The following is a 16,307-nucleotide window of genomic DNA, read 5'->3' on the forward strand; positions in this document are numbered from 1 at the left end:
AATGTCCCGCAATCCGGTGCTGATTGATCTGGGCGAGGATGCCAAAGGCGCAGGCAATCCGGCCGAGGCTCCGCCAGTGCCCGATCTGGATGCCCAAGGGCGGCCGGTCGAGACGCGCGCCCTGCAGGCGGCGGCACTGGTCGCGGCGGCGCGCCCCTCGGCGCTGGGGCGGTTCGCGCTTTGGGTGACGGGGGCGCTTTTGTCGCTGGTCATTTCAGTCGCGGTGCATGATTTCGTGATGCAGATGCTGGCCCGCAACAGCCTTCTTGGCGGGCTGGCGCTGGTGCTGACCGGGCTGGTGGTGCTGGCCCTGCTGGCGCTTGCCCTGCGCGAGGCTGCGGGGTTCTGGCGGCTGGCACGGCTGGACGGGCTGCGCGCCGAAACTGCGGCGGCGCGGAGGGGCGATCTTGCCGCCGCGCGCCGCGCCGCCGCCCATGTCGAGGCGCTTTATGCCGGGCGGCCCGAAATGCGCTGGCCGCTTTCAAGGCTGAAAGAGACGCGCGAGGGGATCCTTGATGCCGATGCCCTGCTGGATCTGACCGAGGCCGAATTGCTGGCCCCGCTGGATGAGGCCGCGCGCCGCCGGATCGAGGCCGCAACCCGCCGGGTGGCCACCGTCACCGCGCTGGTGCCGATCGCGCTGGCCGATCTGGCCGTGGCCCTCTTTGCCAATCTGGCGATGATCCGCGCAATTGCGGCGCTTTATGGCGGGCGCTCGGGCACTTTGGGCAGTCTGAAACTGCTGCGCCGGGTGTTTTCGCATCTGCTGGCCACCGGCGCGCTGGCGCTGGGCGATGACCTGATCGGGTCGGTTGCGGGCGGCGGGCTTTTGTCCAAGCTGTCGCGGCGGTTCGGCGAAGGTGTGGTCAATGGCGCGCTGACCGCCCGGGTCGGTGTGGCGGCGATGGAGGTCTGCCGCCCGATGCCCTTCACAGCCCTGCCAAGGCCCAAGGTCTCCAACCTTGTCAGCCGTGCCCTGACCGGGGTTTTCGACGGGTTCGGGGGCCGACCGCCCAGCACCTGAGCGGGCCCTTCCTTCAGATCCCCGTTTCCCCCGCCAAGGGCGGCAGCAACCGGCCCGCCACCAGCCGCGAGAGAATTGTGGGCAGCGGCGGGATTTGTGACAGCGGCGCCAGAAACCGGTCGCGCAGAACGGGCAAGACCCGGCTGTCGGACTGATATTGCGGGGTGAAGGCCGCGCTGAGCGCCTGATACAGCCGCAGATGCCAGCGCCGCATCCGGGCGTGATCGGCCAATGCGGATGCGATCCTGTCCTCCAGCGCCTCGCCCCGCCCTTGTGCCGCCAAGGCTCGCTCAAGCGCGCGGGCCAGCGCCAGCGCATCCAGCAGCGCCATATTCGCCCCTTGCCCCAGTTGCGGGCTGGCGCGATGCGCGGCATCGCCCAGAAAGGCCAGTCGCGGCGCAAAGGGCCTGCGCAGGCTGCCATGGGAATAGCGGGCCGAAACCATCTGCCCGGGATCGGTCACGGCCTCCAGAAAATCCGCATAATCGGGCCAAAGTTCTGCCGCCTCGGCCTTCCAGGCCGCCAGCCCGGTTGCGCGCCAGTCTTCCATCCCCGTCACAGGCAGCGACCAGAAGATCGCGGCCTGCGGCCCCTCGCGCCCCGGCACGGTGCCAAGTGGCAGAACCCCCGCCATCCGGTCAGCCCGGCGATAGCGCTGGGTCAGTTCATCCCGGGGCAGGGGGGTGGTTTTGGGCCAGGGCACCGTGCCCCAGACCGCGCCATAAGGCAGAGACCGGGCCTGCAAGGGGGACAGGCAGGAGGCCGCCCCGGTCGCATCGACGACCAGATCGAAGGGCCCCAGCCGGTCGCCGCCGATCCCCAGCCAGCGCCCGCGCGGGCAGATCATCGTCGTCTCGATCCGGTGGCCGGTGGTGATGCGCAGCCCGGAGGCCGTGACCGCCGACAGAAGGGCGGCATGCAGGCTGGCCCGATGGATCGCAAGACCCATGCGGTCCGGCGCGGCCCCGGGTGGCGCATAGGCGACATCCAGCACTACGCGGCCCGCGCCGACCTCAAGCCCCTGCATCCGGCGGATCGGCTGGCCAGCCGCGCGGGCCGCAGCACCCGCGCCGACCGCGTCCAGCACAGCCATGCCCACGGGCTGGATCACCAGACCTGAGCCCACGGGGCGTGGCGCGTCGAACTGGTCAAACACCATGACCTCATGCCCCGCCCGGGCCAGCATCGCCGCCAGCGCCAGCCCCCCGATCCCCGCCCCCGCAACTCCGACCTTCATCCTTGATCCCGCCCTTGCCCGCACTCTCTGGACCCTGCCCGTTTCCGCGCGTATAACCCGCGCCATGCGACAGAGATACAGGGCAATCGCACGAATTATTGGCCCGGCGACCTGAGAGGCTCAGGCGCCGGGGTGATGGCCTGCGCCAAGCGGCCCCCTGTTTTCCGCTCCACATTTCCCCAAGGATCACGCCCTCATGTGCGCCGATACGCCCGACTACCGCGATACCGTCTTTCTGCCCGAAACCGAATTTCCGATGCGGGCGGGCCTGCCCGCGCGGGAACCCGGCTGGCTGGCCCGCTGGGAAGAGATCGGCATCTATGACCGGCTGCGCGACAAGGCCCGGGCGGCAGCGGCGGCAGGCCAGCCCCGCACGCCCTTCACGCTGCATGACGGCCCTCCTTACGCGAATGGCCATCTGCATATCGGCCATGCGCTGAACAAGGTGCTGAAGGATATGGTCGTGCGGTCCCAGCAGATGATGGGCCATGACGCGCGCTATGTGCCGGGCTGGGATTGCCACGGTCTGCCCATCGAATGGAAGATCGAGGAACAATATCGCGCCAAGGGGCTGAACAAGGACGATGTCGATATCGTCGCCTTCCGTCAGGAATGCCGCAATTTCGCGGCGGGCTGGATCGACATCCAGCGCGACGAATTCAAGCGTCTGGGCATCACCGGCAACTGGGCCGATCCGTATCTGACGATGGATTACCACGCCGAGGCGGTGATCGCGGGCGAATTCCTGAAATTCCTGATGAACGGCACGCTGTATCAGGGATCGAAACCCGTGATGTGGTCGCCGGTCGAGAAAACCGCGCTGGCCGAGGCGGAGGTGGAGTATCACGACCATACCAGTCATCAGGTTTGGGTGAAGTTCAAGATTGTCGGGGCTGCAGGAGGGGCGAACAGTGCGGCGTTGGTTGAGGCAGAGCTTGATGAACTGCGCAACGAGACGAGCGTGGTTATCTGGACAACGACCCCTTGGACCATCCCTCAAAACCGGGCAATAGCTTTCGGTCCGTCGCTTGAGTATGGCCTTTATGAGGTTCTGGAAATCAGTGAGGGTTCGACTGCTCAAGTCGGAGAAAAGCTCTTGATTGCTGACAAACTGGCAAACGGAGTTTTTTCCGCTGCGAAAGTTCTGGATGTAAAACGCATCCGAAGCATCTCGTCGTCGCAACTTGAATCTCTGACCCTCGCCCATCCTTACCGTGGCGTCGAAGGCGCCAACGGAGAGTGGGATTATCGAGTCCCCATGCTGCCCGGCGATCATGTCACCGATGATGCGGGCACCGGGTTTGTCCATACCGCGCCCAGCCATGGCGATGACGACTATCAGATCGGCCTGAAACATGGCCTGCCGATGACCTATAACGTCATGGAAGACGGCACCTACCGCGCCGATCTGCCGGTCTTCGGCGGGCAGGCGATCATCCTGCCGGATGGCAAGGAAGGCCCGGCCAATGTGTCGAACATCAAGCAGTTGGCCTATGCCGGTGCGCTGTTCGCCAAGGGAAAGCTGAAGCACAGCTATCCGCATTCGTGGCGGTCCAAGGCGCCGGTGATCTATCGCAACACGCCGCAATGGTTTGTCGCCATCGACCGCGAACTGGACGATTGCCTGTCCACCTATGGCGACACGATCCGCAAGCGGGCACTGAATTCGATCAACCAGTTGGTGACATGGACGCCGCAAACCGGGCGCAACCGGCTGCATTCGATGATCGAGGCGCGGCCAGACTGGGTGCTGTCGCGTCAGCGGGCCTGGGGTGTGCCGCTGACCTGTTTCGTGAAAAAGGGTGCCAAGCCCACCGACCCTGATTTCCTGCTGCGCAATGCAGAGGTCAACGCCCGCATCGTCGCGGCGTTTGAGGCTGACGGCGCGGATGTCTGGTATGTGCCGGGCTTCAAGGACAAGGTTCTGGCGGGCATTGTTGAACCGGCGGATTACGATCAGGTCATGGATGTGCTGGACGTCTGGTTCGACAGCGGTTCGACCCATGCCTTCGTGCTGCGTGACCGCGCCGACGGGTCAGAGGACGGGATTGCCGATCTTTACCTTGAAGGCACCGACCAGCATCGCGGCTGGTTCCATTCCAGCATGTTGCAGGCCTGTGGCACCAAGGGCCGCGCGCCTTATCGCGGCGTGCTGACCCACGGTTTCACGCTGGATGAAAAGGGCATGAAGATGTCCAAGTCGCTGGGCAATACCGTCGCCCCGCAAGAGGTGATCGACGAATATGGTGCCGATATCCTGCGGCTTTGGGTGGCGCAGTCGGATTACACGGTCGATCTGCGCATCGGAAAGGAGATTCTGAAGGGCACCGCCGACAGCTATCGCCGCCTGCGCAACACGATGCGCTACATGCTGGGCGCGCTGAACGGCTGGGACGGGCAGCGGGTGGAGCGGGCGGATATGCCCGAGCTGGAACAGCTGATCCTGCACCGGCTGGCCGAACTGGATGGCCGTGTCCGCAAGGGCTATGCCGCTTATGACTTCCAGGGCCTGTTCCAGGAAATTTTCACTTTTGCAACATCTGACCTGTCGACCTTCTATTTCGATCTGCGCAAAGATGCACTTTACTGCGATCCGACGGATAGCTTGATCCGGCGGTCCTGCCTGACGGTGATGGATGCGATCTTCCATCGCCTGACGCTTTGGCTGGCGCCGGTCCTGCCCTTCACCACCGAAGAGATCTGGCTTTTCCGCTTCCCGTCCGGGGGCGACAGTGTACATCTGCAGGACTTCCCCGAAACGCCCGCCGGTTGGCTGGACCCCGCGCTTGCCGCGCGGATGGCCCGTGTCCGGGCGGTCCGCCGTGTCGTGACCGGCGCGCTGGAGGTGGAACGGCGGGCAAAGACCATCGGGTCCAGCCTTGAGGCCGCCCCCGTGGTGCATCTCTCGCCGGAACTGGCGCAGATCGTGACCGATCCGGATAGCTTTGCAAAACTCTGCATCACATCCGCCGTGACGCTGACCACCGATCCGGCCCCCGAAGGTGCGTTCGCGCTGGAGGATGTGCCGGGGGTTGCCGTGGTCTTTGCCCATGCAGAGGGCGAAAAATGCGCCCGCTGCTGGCAGATCCTGCCGGATGTGGGCCGGCACAAACACCCGCAGACCTGTGCGCGCTGCGATGCGGCTTTGGGCTGATCCTGTGTGACAGAAAGGGAAGGGGGGCGTTCCGCCCCCCTCTGCGCGTTCCGCGCATTCACCCCCCTGAGGATATTTTAGGACAGAAAAAGCGGGCAGAGCCTGCTGGTGTCCCGGCCGTTCAGCGCCGTTCAGGGATGATCTGCTGCGCGATGCCGGCGAAGGTCAGGTAAAGCGAGGTCACGACCAGCCCCCAATGCGCCCAGCTTTCAGGATGGAAATCCACCCATGCGGCCCAGCCCGCAAAGAAGGTCCAGGCAAAGGCCATGGCCAGATTGACCGGATACCAGCGCGCCGTGCGGGTCGGATGGATGAATTTCAGATTGGTGAACATGGCCACGGTCAGCGCCGCGACGAAAAACAGGATCGTCCAGTGCCCGGGCGACAGCGCAAACATCACCAGCACGAACATGTTCCAGCAGGCCGGGAAGCCCGCAAAGGAATAATCCTTGGTTTTCATGCGGGTATCGACGAAATAGATCACCGACCCAAAGGTGATGACGATGATCGCCAGCCATCCGGTCCAGCCCGGCAACAGCCCCGATGAGAACAGCGCGAAGGCCGGGATGAACACATAGGTCAGATAGTCGATGATGAGGTCCAGCAACTCCCCGTCATAGGTCGGCCAGTTGGTCTTGACGTCAAAGCGCCGCGCCAGCGGGCCGTCGATCCCGTCTACGATCAGCGCGACCAGCAGCCACAGGAACATCAGGTCCCATTCCTCGTTCACCGCCGCCAGCATGGCCAGCATGGCAAAGACCGCACCGGTCGCGGTGAACAGATGGACGAGAAGGGCCTTGATCTTGAGGGTCATGCTGATCCTGTCTTTGTTCCGGGCCGGCCTGTTCTGTTGGCCTCTGGTGTCAGGCGCGCGGATGCGACGCCGCGTATACCTGCATCAGGCGCGCGGTATCAACCGCCGTATAGGCCTGTGTCGTGGAAAGTGACGCATGGCCCAGCAATTCCTGTATCGCGCGCAGGTCCCCCCCCGCGCTGAGCAGATGGGTGGCAAAACTGTGACGCAGCGCATGCGGCGTGGCCGTGGCGGGCAGGCCCAGCCGGTTGCGCACGCGTTCCATCGCGGCGGCAATCAGGCGCGGGTTCAGCGGCCCGCCCCGCACCCCGCGAAACAGCGGCGCGGCAGGCGTCAGGTCATGCGGGCAGAGGCGCGCATAGCGGTCTACCGCATCTGCCGCCGCCGGGATCACCGGGACAAGCCGCATCTTGCCACCCTTGCCCGTGATGCGCAGCGTGTCGGGCAGGGGATGGCACGCGCCGGTCAGGCCAAGCGCCTCGGAAATCCGCAGCCCGCAGCCGTAAAGCAGCGTGACCACCGCCGTGTCACGGGCCGCGATCCAGGGCGCACGGGCATCGTCTCCGACACTGTCCATCACATCGCGGGCGGCGTCCTCGCTCAGGGGGCGGGGCAGTTTGCGGCGGTATTTCGGGGCGCGGGCCGACAGGGTGGCGGTTGCGTCCAGTCCCTCACGGTCAGCCAGCCATACGGTGAAGCCTTTGACCGCCGACAGGGTTCGCGCTAGCGAGCGCGAGGAGACGCCACGCCCCCGCACCTCGGCCATGAAGGCGCGCATTTCCGACTGGCCTGCCGTTGCCGCCGCATGCCGCCCCTCGGTGCCGCCGCGATGCCGCGCCAGAAAATCCAGCCATCCTGCGACATCAGTGTTATAGGCCTTCAGCGTGTTTTCGGCGGCGCCGTCCAGACCGCGCAGATGCGTCAGCCATTCCGCCAGCGCCGCACGCAGCGCAGGAGAGATTGCCAGCGTCACGAAAGCCAGCGGCGCATCGTCCGCTCGAACACACCCGCGAAAAAGGCCAGAAGATCCGTGCCTTGCGCGGGTTTGAAGTGGTGCGGGTCCTCGGACCCCAGTGCCAGCATCCCCGGAAGCCGCCCCTTGCCGAAATCAAGCCGCATCAGCGCCTCGGACTGCACGAAACCGGCCTTTTCTCCGTAAAGCGCATCCGATTGCGGCACGACCTGCCGCAGTGTGACCGGGCGCAGCGACACATTGCGCCCGCCCGCGACATAATCAGCGATGAACCCGGGTTCGGCGACGTAAAGCACATCACCCAGACGGCGCAGCGCGGGATCATCGCTGCTTTGCACCGATTCCAGTACCAGCCGGATACAATCGACCCGCAAAGTCTGCGCAACCTCGGTGCCGAGGCTGCGCAGGAAATCCTCAAACCCCAGCGGATCGAGCAGTTGCAGGATCGCGCGATGCACCTGATTGGTGCCGGCAAGGTTTTCATAGGCCGCCGCGATGACGGACCGATGTGTGTCTTCCAGCCGGTCCAGCCTGCTTTCCAGCCGTTCCATCGCGATGCCGCGCAGATCGACGATATTGCTGCCCATCGCACGCTCATTCGCCGCGATCAGTGCGCGCATCACGTCACGATCCTCAAGAATCGTTTCCGGGGCCGCGATGATGCGGTCGCGCAAATCCTGTTCGATCATCCGCTGCCTGTCCTGCGCCCTGACTGTGTCCCGCGCCTGTCTTTGCCCTGCGCCTGCCCCGTGGTCGTCAGGGCATCCTACACGGATTTCAGAGAATTTTCTGCCCCGTTTTTTCCCAGTCCTTCATGAACTGCTCCAGCCCCTTGTCGGTCAGCACATGCGCGGCGAGGCTTTTGATGACGGCGGGGGGGCGGTGATGACATCGGCGCCGATCATCGCGCATTGCGTGACATGGTTCGCATTGCGGATCGAGGCGGCAAGGATCTCGGTCGTGAAGTTGAAATTGTCATAGATCGTGCGGATATCGGAAATCAGGTCGGTGCCGTCGAGATTGATATCATCAAGCCGCCCGATGAAGGGCGAAATGAACGTGGCCCCCGCCTTGGCGGCCAAGAGCGCCTGATTGGCCGAGAAACAGAGTGTAACATTGACCATGAACCCGTCGCCCGACAGCACCTTGCAGGTTTTCAGCCCGTCCCAGGTCAGCGGCACCTTCACCGCGATATTGGGGGCGATTTCGGCCAGTTTGCGACCTTCGGCGATCATGTCATCGGCCTTCAGCGCCACGACCTCGGCCGAGACAGGACCCGAGACGATGCCGCAGATCTCTTTCGTGACCTCAAGGATATCGCGCCCGGATTTCAGGATCAGCGAAGGGTTCGTCGTGACCCCGTCCACCATGCCCAGATCGTTAAGTTCGGCAATCGCCGCGACATCGGCTGTATCGACAAAGAATTTCATGGGGCCTCTCCTCGGGGTCTGGCGGGGTGTTGCTGGTCGCTTTGCCGGTGTATTAGCGCAAAGCGGGCACGGGCGAAAGGGACAGGCGTGACAGAGGGGTTCTGGCCAGAGGGGGAGACGGTCGGCGTGGCCGTGACCGAGGCCCTTGGCCGCAATCTGGGGCCGCTTCTGGATTACCGCGCGCCTGCGGGCGGCTGCAGGTTGGGTGATTTCGTCGAGGTGCCGCTGGGGCCGCGCCGGATGCTGGGCGTGGTCTGGGGCGCGGGGACGGGGGGATTTGACCGCGCGAAGCTGCGCGCCATCCACCGCGTGCTGGATGTGGCCCCGATGCGCGATGAGATGCGCGCCTTCCTGACCCGGGCCGCCGATTACACACTGACGCCACTGCCCGCGATGCTGCGCCTTGCGACCCGCGCGCCGGGGCTGGACGCGCCGCCCGCGACACGGCGGATCTACCGGCTGGGCGGGGCCGAACCCGACCGCATGACCGATGCCCGGACCCGGGTGCTGGAGGTGCTGCGCGATTATGGCGGGCTGGCCTTCACCCTGTCGGAACTGACGGCGCAGGCGGGGGTGACGGCCTCGGTCGTCAAGGGGCTGGTGAAACAGGGCGCGGTGCTGGAAGAGGACGCACCGCGCGATCTGCCCTATCCTGCGCTTGACGCGGATGCGGCACAGGTGCGGCTGCAGGGCGATCAGGTGGCGGCGGGCGCGGCGCTGGCAGCCTCGGTCGCCGAAGCGGCGGGGCAGGGGGGCTTTTCCGCGACGCTGCTGAAAGGGGTGACCGGATCAGGCAAGACCGAGGTCTATCTTGAAGCCGTGGCCGAGGCGCTGCGCAAGGGGCGTCAGGCACTGGTCCTGCTGCCCGAAATTGCGCTGACCGGTGAGTTCCTGACCCGGGTCGAGGCGCGGTTCGGGCGGCGGCCCGCCGAATGGCATTCGGGCGTCACCATGACCGAACGCCGCCGCCTGTGGCGCATGGCCGCCGAGGGGGGCGTGCAATTCGTCGCCGGGGCGCGGTCGGCGCTGTTCCTGCCCTTCCGCGATCTGGGGCTGATCGTGGTGGATGAGGAACATGACAGTTCCTACAAGCAGGAAGAGGGCGTGATCTACAATGCCCGCGACATGGCCGTGCTGCGGGGGGCGCTGTGTGGGGCGGCGGTGGTGCTGGCCTCGGCAACGCCCAGTCTGGAAAGCTGGGCCAATGCGCAGGCGGGCAAATATCGCAGGCTGGATCTGGGCGCGCGCTATGGTGTGGCCGAACTGCCCGCGATGAAGGCCATCGACATGCGCGGTCAGAAACTGCCCGCCGACCGCTGGATTTCGGCTCCGCTTGAGGCGGCGGTCGCGGCGCGGATCGCGGCGGGGGAGCAGGCGCTGTTGTTCCTGAACCGGCGCGGCTTTGCCCCCGTCACGATCTGCCGGGCCTGCGGGCATCAGATCGGCTGTGACGATTGCGATGCGCGGATGGTGGAACACCGGTTCCTCAAGCGGCTGATGTGCCATCAATGCGGTGCCACGAAACCCGTGCCCACCGCTTGCCCCGCCTGCGGGGTCGAGGGGCGGCTGGCCCCGGTCGGCCCGGGGGTGGAGCGTCTGGCCGAAGAAGTGACGGCGACATTCCCCGATGCGCGGGTCGAGATCCTGTCCTCGGACCTGTTCGGATCGGCCCGTGCGCTGAAGGAGCGGATCGAGGCGATTGCCCAAGGCGGGGCGGATATCATCATCGGCACGCAGATCGTCGCCAAGGGGCATAATTTCCCGGCGCTGACGCTGGTGGGCGTGATTGATGCCGATCTGGGCCTGCAGGGGTCCGACCTCCGCGCTGCGGAACGCACGTTTCAACTGATGCGGCAGGTGGCAGGGCGTGCGGGCCGGGCCGAACGACGCGGCGAGGCGCTGCTGCAGACGCATCAGCCCGAACACCCGGTGATCCGCGCCATTCTGGGCGGCGATGAAGAGGCGTTTCTGGCCGCCGAGGCCGCCGAGCGCCAGCAGGCGGGATCGCCGCCCTATGGGCGCATGGCGGGGATCATCCTGTCCTCACCCGATGTGGCAGCAGCCTTTGATCTGGGCGGCGAGATGGCGCGGCGCGACGGCCCCCTGCGCGCCATCGGGGCCGAACTATACGGCCCCGCCCCAGCCCCGATCGCCCGGGTGCGGGGGCGGCACCGCGTGCGGCTGCTGGTGAAGGCGCCCAAAGGCGCACCGTTGCAGGCCGCACTTGCCGACTGGATCGCGCAGTTCCGCCTGCCCGCCAATCTGCGGCTGGCCGTCGATATCGACCCGCAGAGTTTTTTCTAGGAGGCTGGCCGGGTTGCGCTGCGATTGCTTCGGGCGGAGCAGGAAAAGCACTGCTTTTCCCCGCCCGTCGCACAACAGCAGGCCCGAAACCGCCAGACAAGCACGATGACAGAGGACAGCGGCTGCCGCTTCGCATGACCGGGGCGACGGCCCCGGACAGAGAAAGTTTCATTGTTTTTGATGCGTTGCAGGAACTGAACCACAAAGGGCTGCCCCCCACCGATGCAGCCCTTGCGCCCCTATTCCGCCGCGCGGCGCGGCAGGACCCAGCCCGGGCGGATGAAATGGCAGGTATAGCCGTTCGGGATCCGCTCCAGATAATCCTGATGCTCGGGCTCGGCCTCCCAGAAATCGCCTGCCGGTTTCACCTCGGTCACCACCCGCCCGGGCCAGAGCCCCGAGGCATCGACATCGGCAATCGTGTCGCGCGCAACGCGCTCCTGTTCCTCGTTCAGGAAATAGATCCCCGAACGGTAGGACGGGCCGCGATCATTGCCCTGCCGGTCGGGCGTGGTCGGGTCATGGATTTGGAAAAAGAATTCCAGAACCTGCCGATAGGACAGGACCGCGGGGTTGAACGTGATCTCGATCCCCTCGGCATGGCTGCCATGGTTGCGATAGGTCGCATTCGCCACATCGCCGCCGGTATAGCCGACCCGGGTGGAAATCACGCCCGGAACCCTGCGGATCAGATCCTGCATGCCCCAGAAACAGCCCCCGGCCAGAATTGCGGTTTCCTGTGTCATCTCCGGTCCTCCACTTGCGGCAGATAGGCGCCATAGCCCTCGGCCTCCATCCGGTCGCGCGGAATGAAGCGCAGCGAGGCGCCATTGATGCAATAGCGCAATCCGCCCAGTTCGCGCGGTCCGTCATTGAAGACATGGCCCAGATGGCTGTCGCCATGGGTTGAACGCACCTCGGTGCGGGTCATGCCAAGGGTGAAATCCTTGATCTCGGCAATATGGGCTGGATCTGCCGGGCGGGCGAAAGACGGCCAGCCGCAACCCGATTCAAATTTGTCGGCCGAGGTGAACAGTGGTTCCCCCGAAACGATATCGACATAAAGCCCCGGCTCGTCATTGTGCAGGAAAGGGCCGGTCCCGGCCCGCTCGGTCCCGCTTTGCTGGGTGACGCGGAACTGTTCGGGCGTCAGGCGGGCCAGCGCCTCGGGCGTCTTGGCATAGCGTGTCATGGCAAACTCCTCTTGGGGATGGGCCAGATATGGGGGTTGGGATCGGCTTCGTCAAACCCGGGACGCAGGCGCGCATTGATGTCTTTCGCGTGACCGGCGACGGGCGATCAACTTCCTGTTGCCTTGCGGAACATGGCGGCGCTAATGTTTCACAACGCCCCCGATCTGTTGGGGTGGATTTCGCGTTACAGATTGAATTTTGGCAATGCAATTTCCGGACCGTTTGCGCAGGCCGCCGGATGGCGCGCGCGGGGACGGCAGCACGAGGGGGCGTTTAAATGGCCAAGAAAACCGCAGCGGAACTGAAGGAAGAGGCTTCGGCGCTGAGCGACCTGATTGTTCAGGGCCGCAAACGGGCGATGAATTACGCGCTTGTCATGGGCAAGGAAGGCTGCGCGCTTGAGGCGCATCCGACCAAGGGGCCGGATGTGATGTGGCGGCAGGCCAAGGTGGCGGCGGGCGGGACGCGCGGCACGCAGGGCGTGATGAATGTCTCGGGCAAGCTGATTGAGCTGAATTGCGAGACCGAGGATTTCCCCGGTACATTGCCGAAATTGTTCAAGCGCCACCTGAAGGAACGCGGCCTGTCCTTCAAGGTCGTGATGATCCTGCCAAACGGGTCCCGTCTGGATGACGGCGAGGATGAGGGCGAGGGCACGCAGCAGGAAGACAGCACCGATACCGGCAGCCTGCCGGAAACCGAACCCGGCGGCACGCTGACCGAAGCCCCGCCCGAGGCTCCGCCCGAAGCACCCGCCCAGACCGATCCGATGGCGGAGCTGTCCCAGAGGCTGCGTGATCTGGTCGGCAAGGTCCGTGCGTTGGGCACATCCGGCGGATCTGCGGCCGAGAAACTGGGCAAGGGCTTGCAGGCGGCAGCGTCAGAAATCAAATCGGGCAATGCCGACCGGGCGCGGATGCTCTTGGATGCGGTCGCGAAATCGCTGGGCGATCTGCGCGGCGACGGTCCTCCGCCTCCGCCGCCTCCGCCATCGGGAAGCACCACACCCGAGGTCGATACCGATGAATTGCGCCGTCAGTTGCAGACGGAATTCGACGGGCTGGCGAAGAATCTTGAAACCCTGCGCCAAAAGGCGACGAAAGAGGTTTCGGGCAAGGTCGGGCAACTGGCCACAATGTTCGGCACCCTGCTGGGGCAGGGCGATCTGAAAAAGGCGGCCGGTGTGCTCAAGCTGCTGGGCACCACGCTGACCTCGGAACTGTCGAAGCTGGCCGAAACGACCGGCGGCAAGGTCGAGGATGCGCCCGGGACCAATCCCAATGCGATGATCGCCGAACATGGCAAGCTGAGCGTCAAGGAACGTGCGGCCCTTCTGGACATGTCCAAACGCGATCCGGCGCAGTTTGCGGCGGCCGCAGGCGCGCTGGCGGCGATGGACAAGGATGGCGTGGTCGATATCACGCCCGAGGCGCGGCGTCTGGCGCTGGCGGATCTTGAGACTGCCCGCAAGCAGGAGGAAGCGCATCGCAAGGCGCTGGCCGAAGCGGAAAAGGAACTGGCCGTTTTCGCAGGCGATACGCCGATCCCCGGCTCTCTCTGGGAAACCGCGCATACCGCCGCCGAACAGGCGAACAAGGCGTTCCGCGACTTCGCGGCTGCGGTCAAGGACCCGGCCAAGATGACCGAGAAGGAACGTCAGGAGACGATGGTTGAGGCGCAGCGGCTGGACCGGCTGCGCAAGGAGGCGCAGGCCGAGGCCGCCAAGGCCAAGAAGGACATGGAAGATGTGGCCAGACAGAAGGTCGCGGATGCCGGGACCGATCTGGACGGATCGAAACAGGCCTCGCTTGAGGCCCGGCGCGAGGTTGAGGCCAAGGACGCCAAGCGCGCGCTGGTCAATGCGCTGACCTTCGGCCCACTGTCGCCCGGGGGCAAGCCGCCGATGGCCGAGGCCGACAAGACCGCCTTTATCGAGGCCTTCGGCAAGGATGGCGTGATGGCGCGGCAGGCGCTGGACATGGCCGTGGCCGCACCCGACCCGTCGGTGATTGCGCGCAATGTCGGCATGGTGACGGGCAAGGTGGCCGATGGCTTTGCCGATGACAGCGGCAAGAAACTGGACCTGCCGCCCGAACAGATGCGCGCCATGGGGATGAATGCCCTGCGCATGGGCAGCCTGCAGGGTGAGGACTATTTCAAGGGGTTCGATGCTTATCTGAAATCGGGCAAGCAGCATGAGCCTGATCCTTCGGGCGGGATGGGCGCGCCGCTGGACGATTACAAGGCCGAGGACGCGCGCAAGAAGAAGGTCGCGCTGGCCCGGACGCAGCAGATGGGGGCCGCCGCGCTGGACGGTTCCGGCAAGGTGAATTTCGACAGTCCCGAGGCCAAGGCCGCGATGGACCAGATGCTGTTCCACCCGGGGTCATTGACCACCTTCACGCCGCATATGACGCAGAAGATGGCCGAGACGAAGGCGCTGTTTTCCGACCCGGCCAAGGGGCCGATCGCGCAGCGCACCATCGACAAGACGCGCCTGCCGGGCACGGATCAGCCGGGCCGCAAGGCGTCGCTTGATATCGTGGCGCGGACCATGGGCAAGCCCGAAGGCGCAGTCACCGATGACGATGCCAAGGGCTCGGTTCTGGCCGCGATGATGACACCGCTCAGCCAGGGGCCGGTCGGGTCCTGCTTTGCCACGGCACCGGTGCGCGCCATCCGCGAAACCGATCCGCTGCGCGCGATGGAGGAATATTCCAAGATCGCCCGCACCGGCCAGTTCAAGGCGCAGGACGGTTTCACCATCCCTGCGAACCGCCGCGTGCCGCAGAACGAAAACGTGCTGATGCGCAGTTGGGAATATTCGGTCGCGACCGTCACGCAGGAACAGACGCAGGGCCGCAAGCGGCAGGAACTGACGACATCGCTGATGCCCGGAACCGATCCGGCCGAGGGGCTGGACCGGATCAAGGATATCGTCGGCAAGGACTGGAACGGATCGAAATCCTTCCTGCCGTTCAGCAAGCCCGATGAGGGCGTCAAGCTGCGCCTGACCAAGGCGATCCAGCAGAAGATGCGGTTCGAATACAATGCCGGGCTGGACGCCACGGGCGGCGGCGGTGACGGCAGTTCGACCAATGGCGTCTATCAGATCTTCGTGGGCGATGTACCGCTGGATTCCGAAGCCGCCTTCAAGAAGGAACTGGCCAAGCTGGCGCTGGAGGCCGCGAAAGAGAAACCCGACAGCAAGAAAGGCAAGGAGATCGTCGCGCTGGTCAATTCGCAAGCCTTCATTGATGAGGTTGTCGCGGCCTATGGCCCGCCGCCGACCAATCCGAAGGTGGAACGCGATTCGCCGTGGAACCTTGGTGGAGGGGGGCTTGAAACCGAGGCGTCGAAAGTCGTCGATGGCGGCAATCCCGTCTATGACATCATCATGCCGCCGCCCGGCACCCCCCCGGGGCCGGTGGGCGCGCGCAACAAGGCGCTTCTGGAAACCATCGTCAACGCCCAGCAGAACCGCGGCGGCAGTGACATGGTGCTGATGGGAACCACCGGGGCAAGCGCGAACCATGCGTTCAACACCCTGCCCAATGACCCGTCGGTTGCGGGACTTCAGCCGCCTGATATCGGCGACAAGATCGACGATGTTCTGATCAAGCCCGGCCAGAAGATTGCTTCGACGAAACTTCCTGCCGAGCAAGCGGCTGTCGTCTTTGAGAAAACCGTTCTAAAGGTCATGGACCGTGTCCATCCCGATGATCGGGAAATGGTGATGGAGGCGCTCAAATCCTTGCCTGCGGCATCGCTTTCCCCTGCCGAGATCAAGGCCGAGATCCTGAAGGTGCTGACGAAACACCGCACTGACAAATATGTTGCCGATCGGGAACCGGGTGCGGATCCGGCACGGATTGAACAGGTGCGCCAGCATTTTGAAGCTGCAAATGACAAGTGGATCGGTGAAAAACTCAGCAATGCGCTGACTGAGGAAATGCGCCCGCCCGAAGTGGTGATTGCCGATACCAACTGGGGTGGTGCCGAGGGGCAGACCCTGTTCGTGATGGTGCCGGATGCAACGACCGGTGAACTGGGCCTGTTCAAGAAGGATGTATTCACCGGCAAGCTGACGCCTGCGGGCGACAACTGGAGCAATGCGAAATGGGACACCACCCGGCGGTAAGGCGGCTCCACCGCGCCCGGAACCCGAACAAAGGATA

The 16,307-nt window shown here is 64.9% G+C and carries 10 protein-coding genes and 1 pseudogene; 4 read left to right on the forward strand and 7 right to left on the reverse strand.

Annotated elements, in window-relative coordinates:
* Nucleotide 1 precedes the first annotated feature (1 nt).
* Complete coding sequence (locus tag JL811_RS02820; protein ID WP_202686781.1) at nucleotides 2-1,024, forward strand: YcjF family protein; 1,023 nt, start codon at nucleotides 2-4, stop codon at nucleotides 1,022-1,024.
* A 13-nt stretch (nucleotides 1,025-1,037) separates the two neighbouring features.
* On the opposite strand, the gene JL811_RS02825 is transcribed toward JL811_RS02820, so the two are convergent.
* A complete protein-coding gene (locus tag JL811_RS02825; RefSeq protein ID WP_202686782.1) occupies nucleotides 1,038-2,261 on the reverse strand; it encodes an FAD-dependent oxidoreductase in 1,224 nt (407 codons plus the stop codon).
* A 196-nt stretch (nucleotides 2,262-2,457) separates the two neighbouring features.
* On the opposite strand from JL811_RS02825, the gene ileS reads away from it, so the two are divergent.
* Nucleotides 2,458-5,415, forward strand: coding sequence for an isoleucine--tRNA ligase (ileS, locus tag JL811_RS02830; protein WP_202686783.1), 2,958 nt, complete (start codon nucleotides 2,458-2,460; stop codon nucleotides 5,413-5,415).
* A gap of 121 nt (nucleotides 5,416-5,536) precedes the next feature.
* Here ileS and JL811_RS02835 read toward each other — a convergent pair whose 3' ends face one another.
* The 4 genes and pseudogenes from JL811_RS02835 to fsa form a co-directional block, all read right to left on the reverse strand.
* Nucleotides 5,537-6,229: a CDP-alcohol phosphatidyltransferase family protein gene (locus JL811_RS02835; RefSeq protein ID WP_202686784.1), complete on the reverse strand. Its 693-nt coding sequence runs from the start codon at nucleotides 6,227-6,229 to the stop codon at nucleotides 5,537-5,539.
* 49 nt (nucleotides 6,230-6,278) lie between these two features.
* The gene (locus tag JL811_RS02840) at nucleotides 6,279-7,202 is read right to left on the reverse strand and encodes a tyrosine-type recombinase/integrase (protein ID WP_202686785.1); all 924 of its coding nucleotides are present in this window, start codon (nucleotides 7,200-7,202) and stop codon (nucleotides 6,279-6,281) included.
* The gene (locus JL811_RS02845) at nucleotides 7,199-7,891 is read right to left on the reverse strand and encodes a DUF484 family protein (protein ID WP_202686786.1); all 693 of its coding nucleotides are present in this window, start codon (nucleotides 7,889-7,891) and stop codon (nucleotides 7,199-7,201) included. Before JL811_RS02845 ends, JL811_RS02840 begins: the two co-directional genes overlap by 4 nt.
* A gap of 88 nt (nucleotides 7,892-7,979) precedes the next feature.
* Nucleotides 7,980-8,632, reverse strand: a pseudogene (gene fsa / locus JL811_RS02850) (fructose-6-phosphate aldolase).
* An 87-nt stretch (nucleotides 8,633-8,719) separates the two neighbouring features.
* Between fsa and JL811_RS02855 the strand changes: the two are divergent.
* On the forward strand, nucleotides 8,720-10,936 hold the full coding sequence (locus JL811_RS02855; protein ID WP_202686787.1) for a primosomal protein N': 2,217 nt from the start codon (nucleotides 8,720-8,722) through the stop codon (nucleotides 10,934-10,936).
* A 239-nt stretch (nucleotides 10,937-11,175) separates the two neighbouring features.
* Here the strand turns inward: JL811_RS02855 and msrA are convergent, their stop codons facing one another.
* Together msrA and msrB are read right to left on the reverse strand one after the other, a co-directional pair.
* Nucleotides 11,176-11,682: a peptide-methionine (S)-S-oxide reductase MsrA gene (msrA, locus tag JL811_RS02860; protein ID WP_202686788.1), complete on the reverse strand. Its 507-nt coding sequence runs from the start codon at nucleotides 11,680-11,682 to the stop codon at nucleotides 11,176-11,178.
* Nucleotides 11,679-12,128 (reverse strand): peptide-methionine (R)-S-oxide reductase MsrB, encoded by a 450-nt coding sequence (gene msrB / locus JL811_RS02865; protein ID WP_202686789.1) that lies wholly within the window; start codon nucleotides 12,126-12,128, stop codon nucleotides 11,679-11,681. Before msrB ends, msrA begins: the two co-directional genes overlap by 4 nt.
* 278 nt (nucleotides 12,129-12,406) lie before the next feature.
* Between msrB and JL811_RS02870 the strand changes: the two genes are divergently transcribed.
* Complete coding sequence (locus tag JL811_RS02870) at nucleotides 12,407-16,270, forward strand: hypothetical protein (protein WP_202686790.1); 3,864 nt, start codon at nucleotides 12,407-12,409, stop codon at nucleotides 16,268-16,270.
* The last annotated feature ends 37 nt before the right edge of the window (nucleotides 16,271-16,307 follow it).

This window comes from Szabonella alba, from assembly GCF_016765775.1.
Classification (GTDB): domain Bacteria; phylum Pseudomonadota; class Alphaproteobacteria; order Rhodobacterales; family Rhodobacteraceae; genus Szabonella; species Szabonella alba.

Excerpts from the sequence above, each read along its gene's own strand:
- JL811_RS02820 (WP_202686781.1), top strand. The coding sequence starts at position 2 with ATGTCCCGCAATCCGGTGCTGATTGATCTGGGCGAGGATGCCAAAGGC.
- JL811_RS02825 (WP_202686782.1), bottom strand. The coding sequence starts at position 2,261 with ATGAAGGTCGGAGTTGCGGGGGCGGGGATCGGGGGGCTGGCGCTGGCG.
- ileS (WP_202686783.1), top strand. The coding sequence starts at position 2,458 with ATGTGCGCCGATACGCCCGACTACCGCGATACCGTCTTTCTGCCCGAA.
- JL811_RS02835 (WP_202686784.1), bottom strand. The coding sequence starts at position 6,229 with ATGACCCTCAAGATCAAGGCCCTTCTCGTCCATCTGTTCACCGCGACC.
- JL811_RS02845 (WP_202686786.1), bottom strand. The coding sequence starts at position 7,891 with ATGATCGAACAGGATTTGCGCGACCGCATCATCGCGGCCCCGGAAACG.
- msrA (WP_202686788.1), bottom strand. The coding sequence starts at position 11,682 with ATGACACAGGAAACCGCAATTCTGGCCGGGGGCTGTTTCTGGGGCATG.
- msrB (WP_202686789.1), bottom strand. The coding sequence starts at position 12,128 with ATGACACGCTATGCCAAGACGCCCGAGGCGCTGGCCCGCCTGACGCCC.
- JL811_RS02870 (WP_202686790.1), top strand. The coding sequence starts at position 12,407 with ATGGCCAAGAAAACCGCAGCGGAACTGAAGGAAGAGGCTTCGGCGCTG.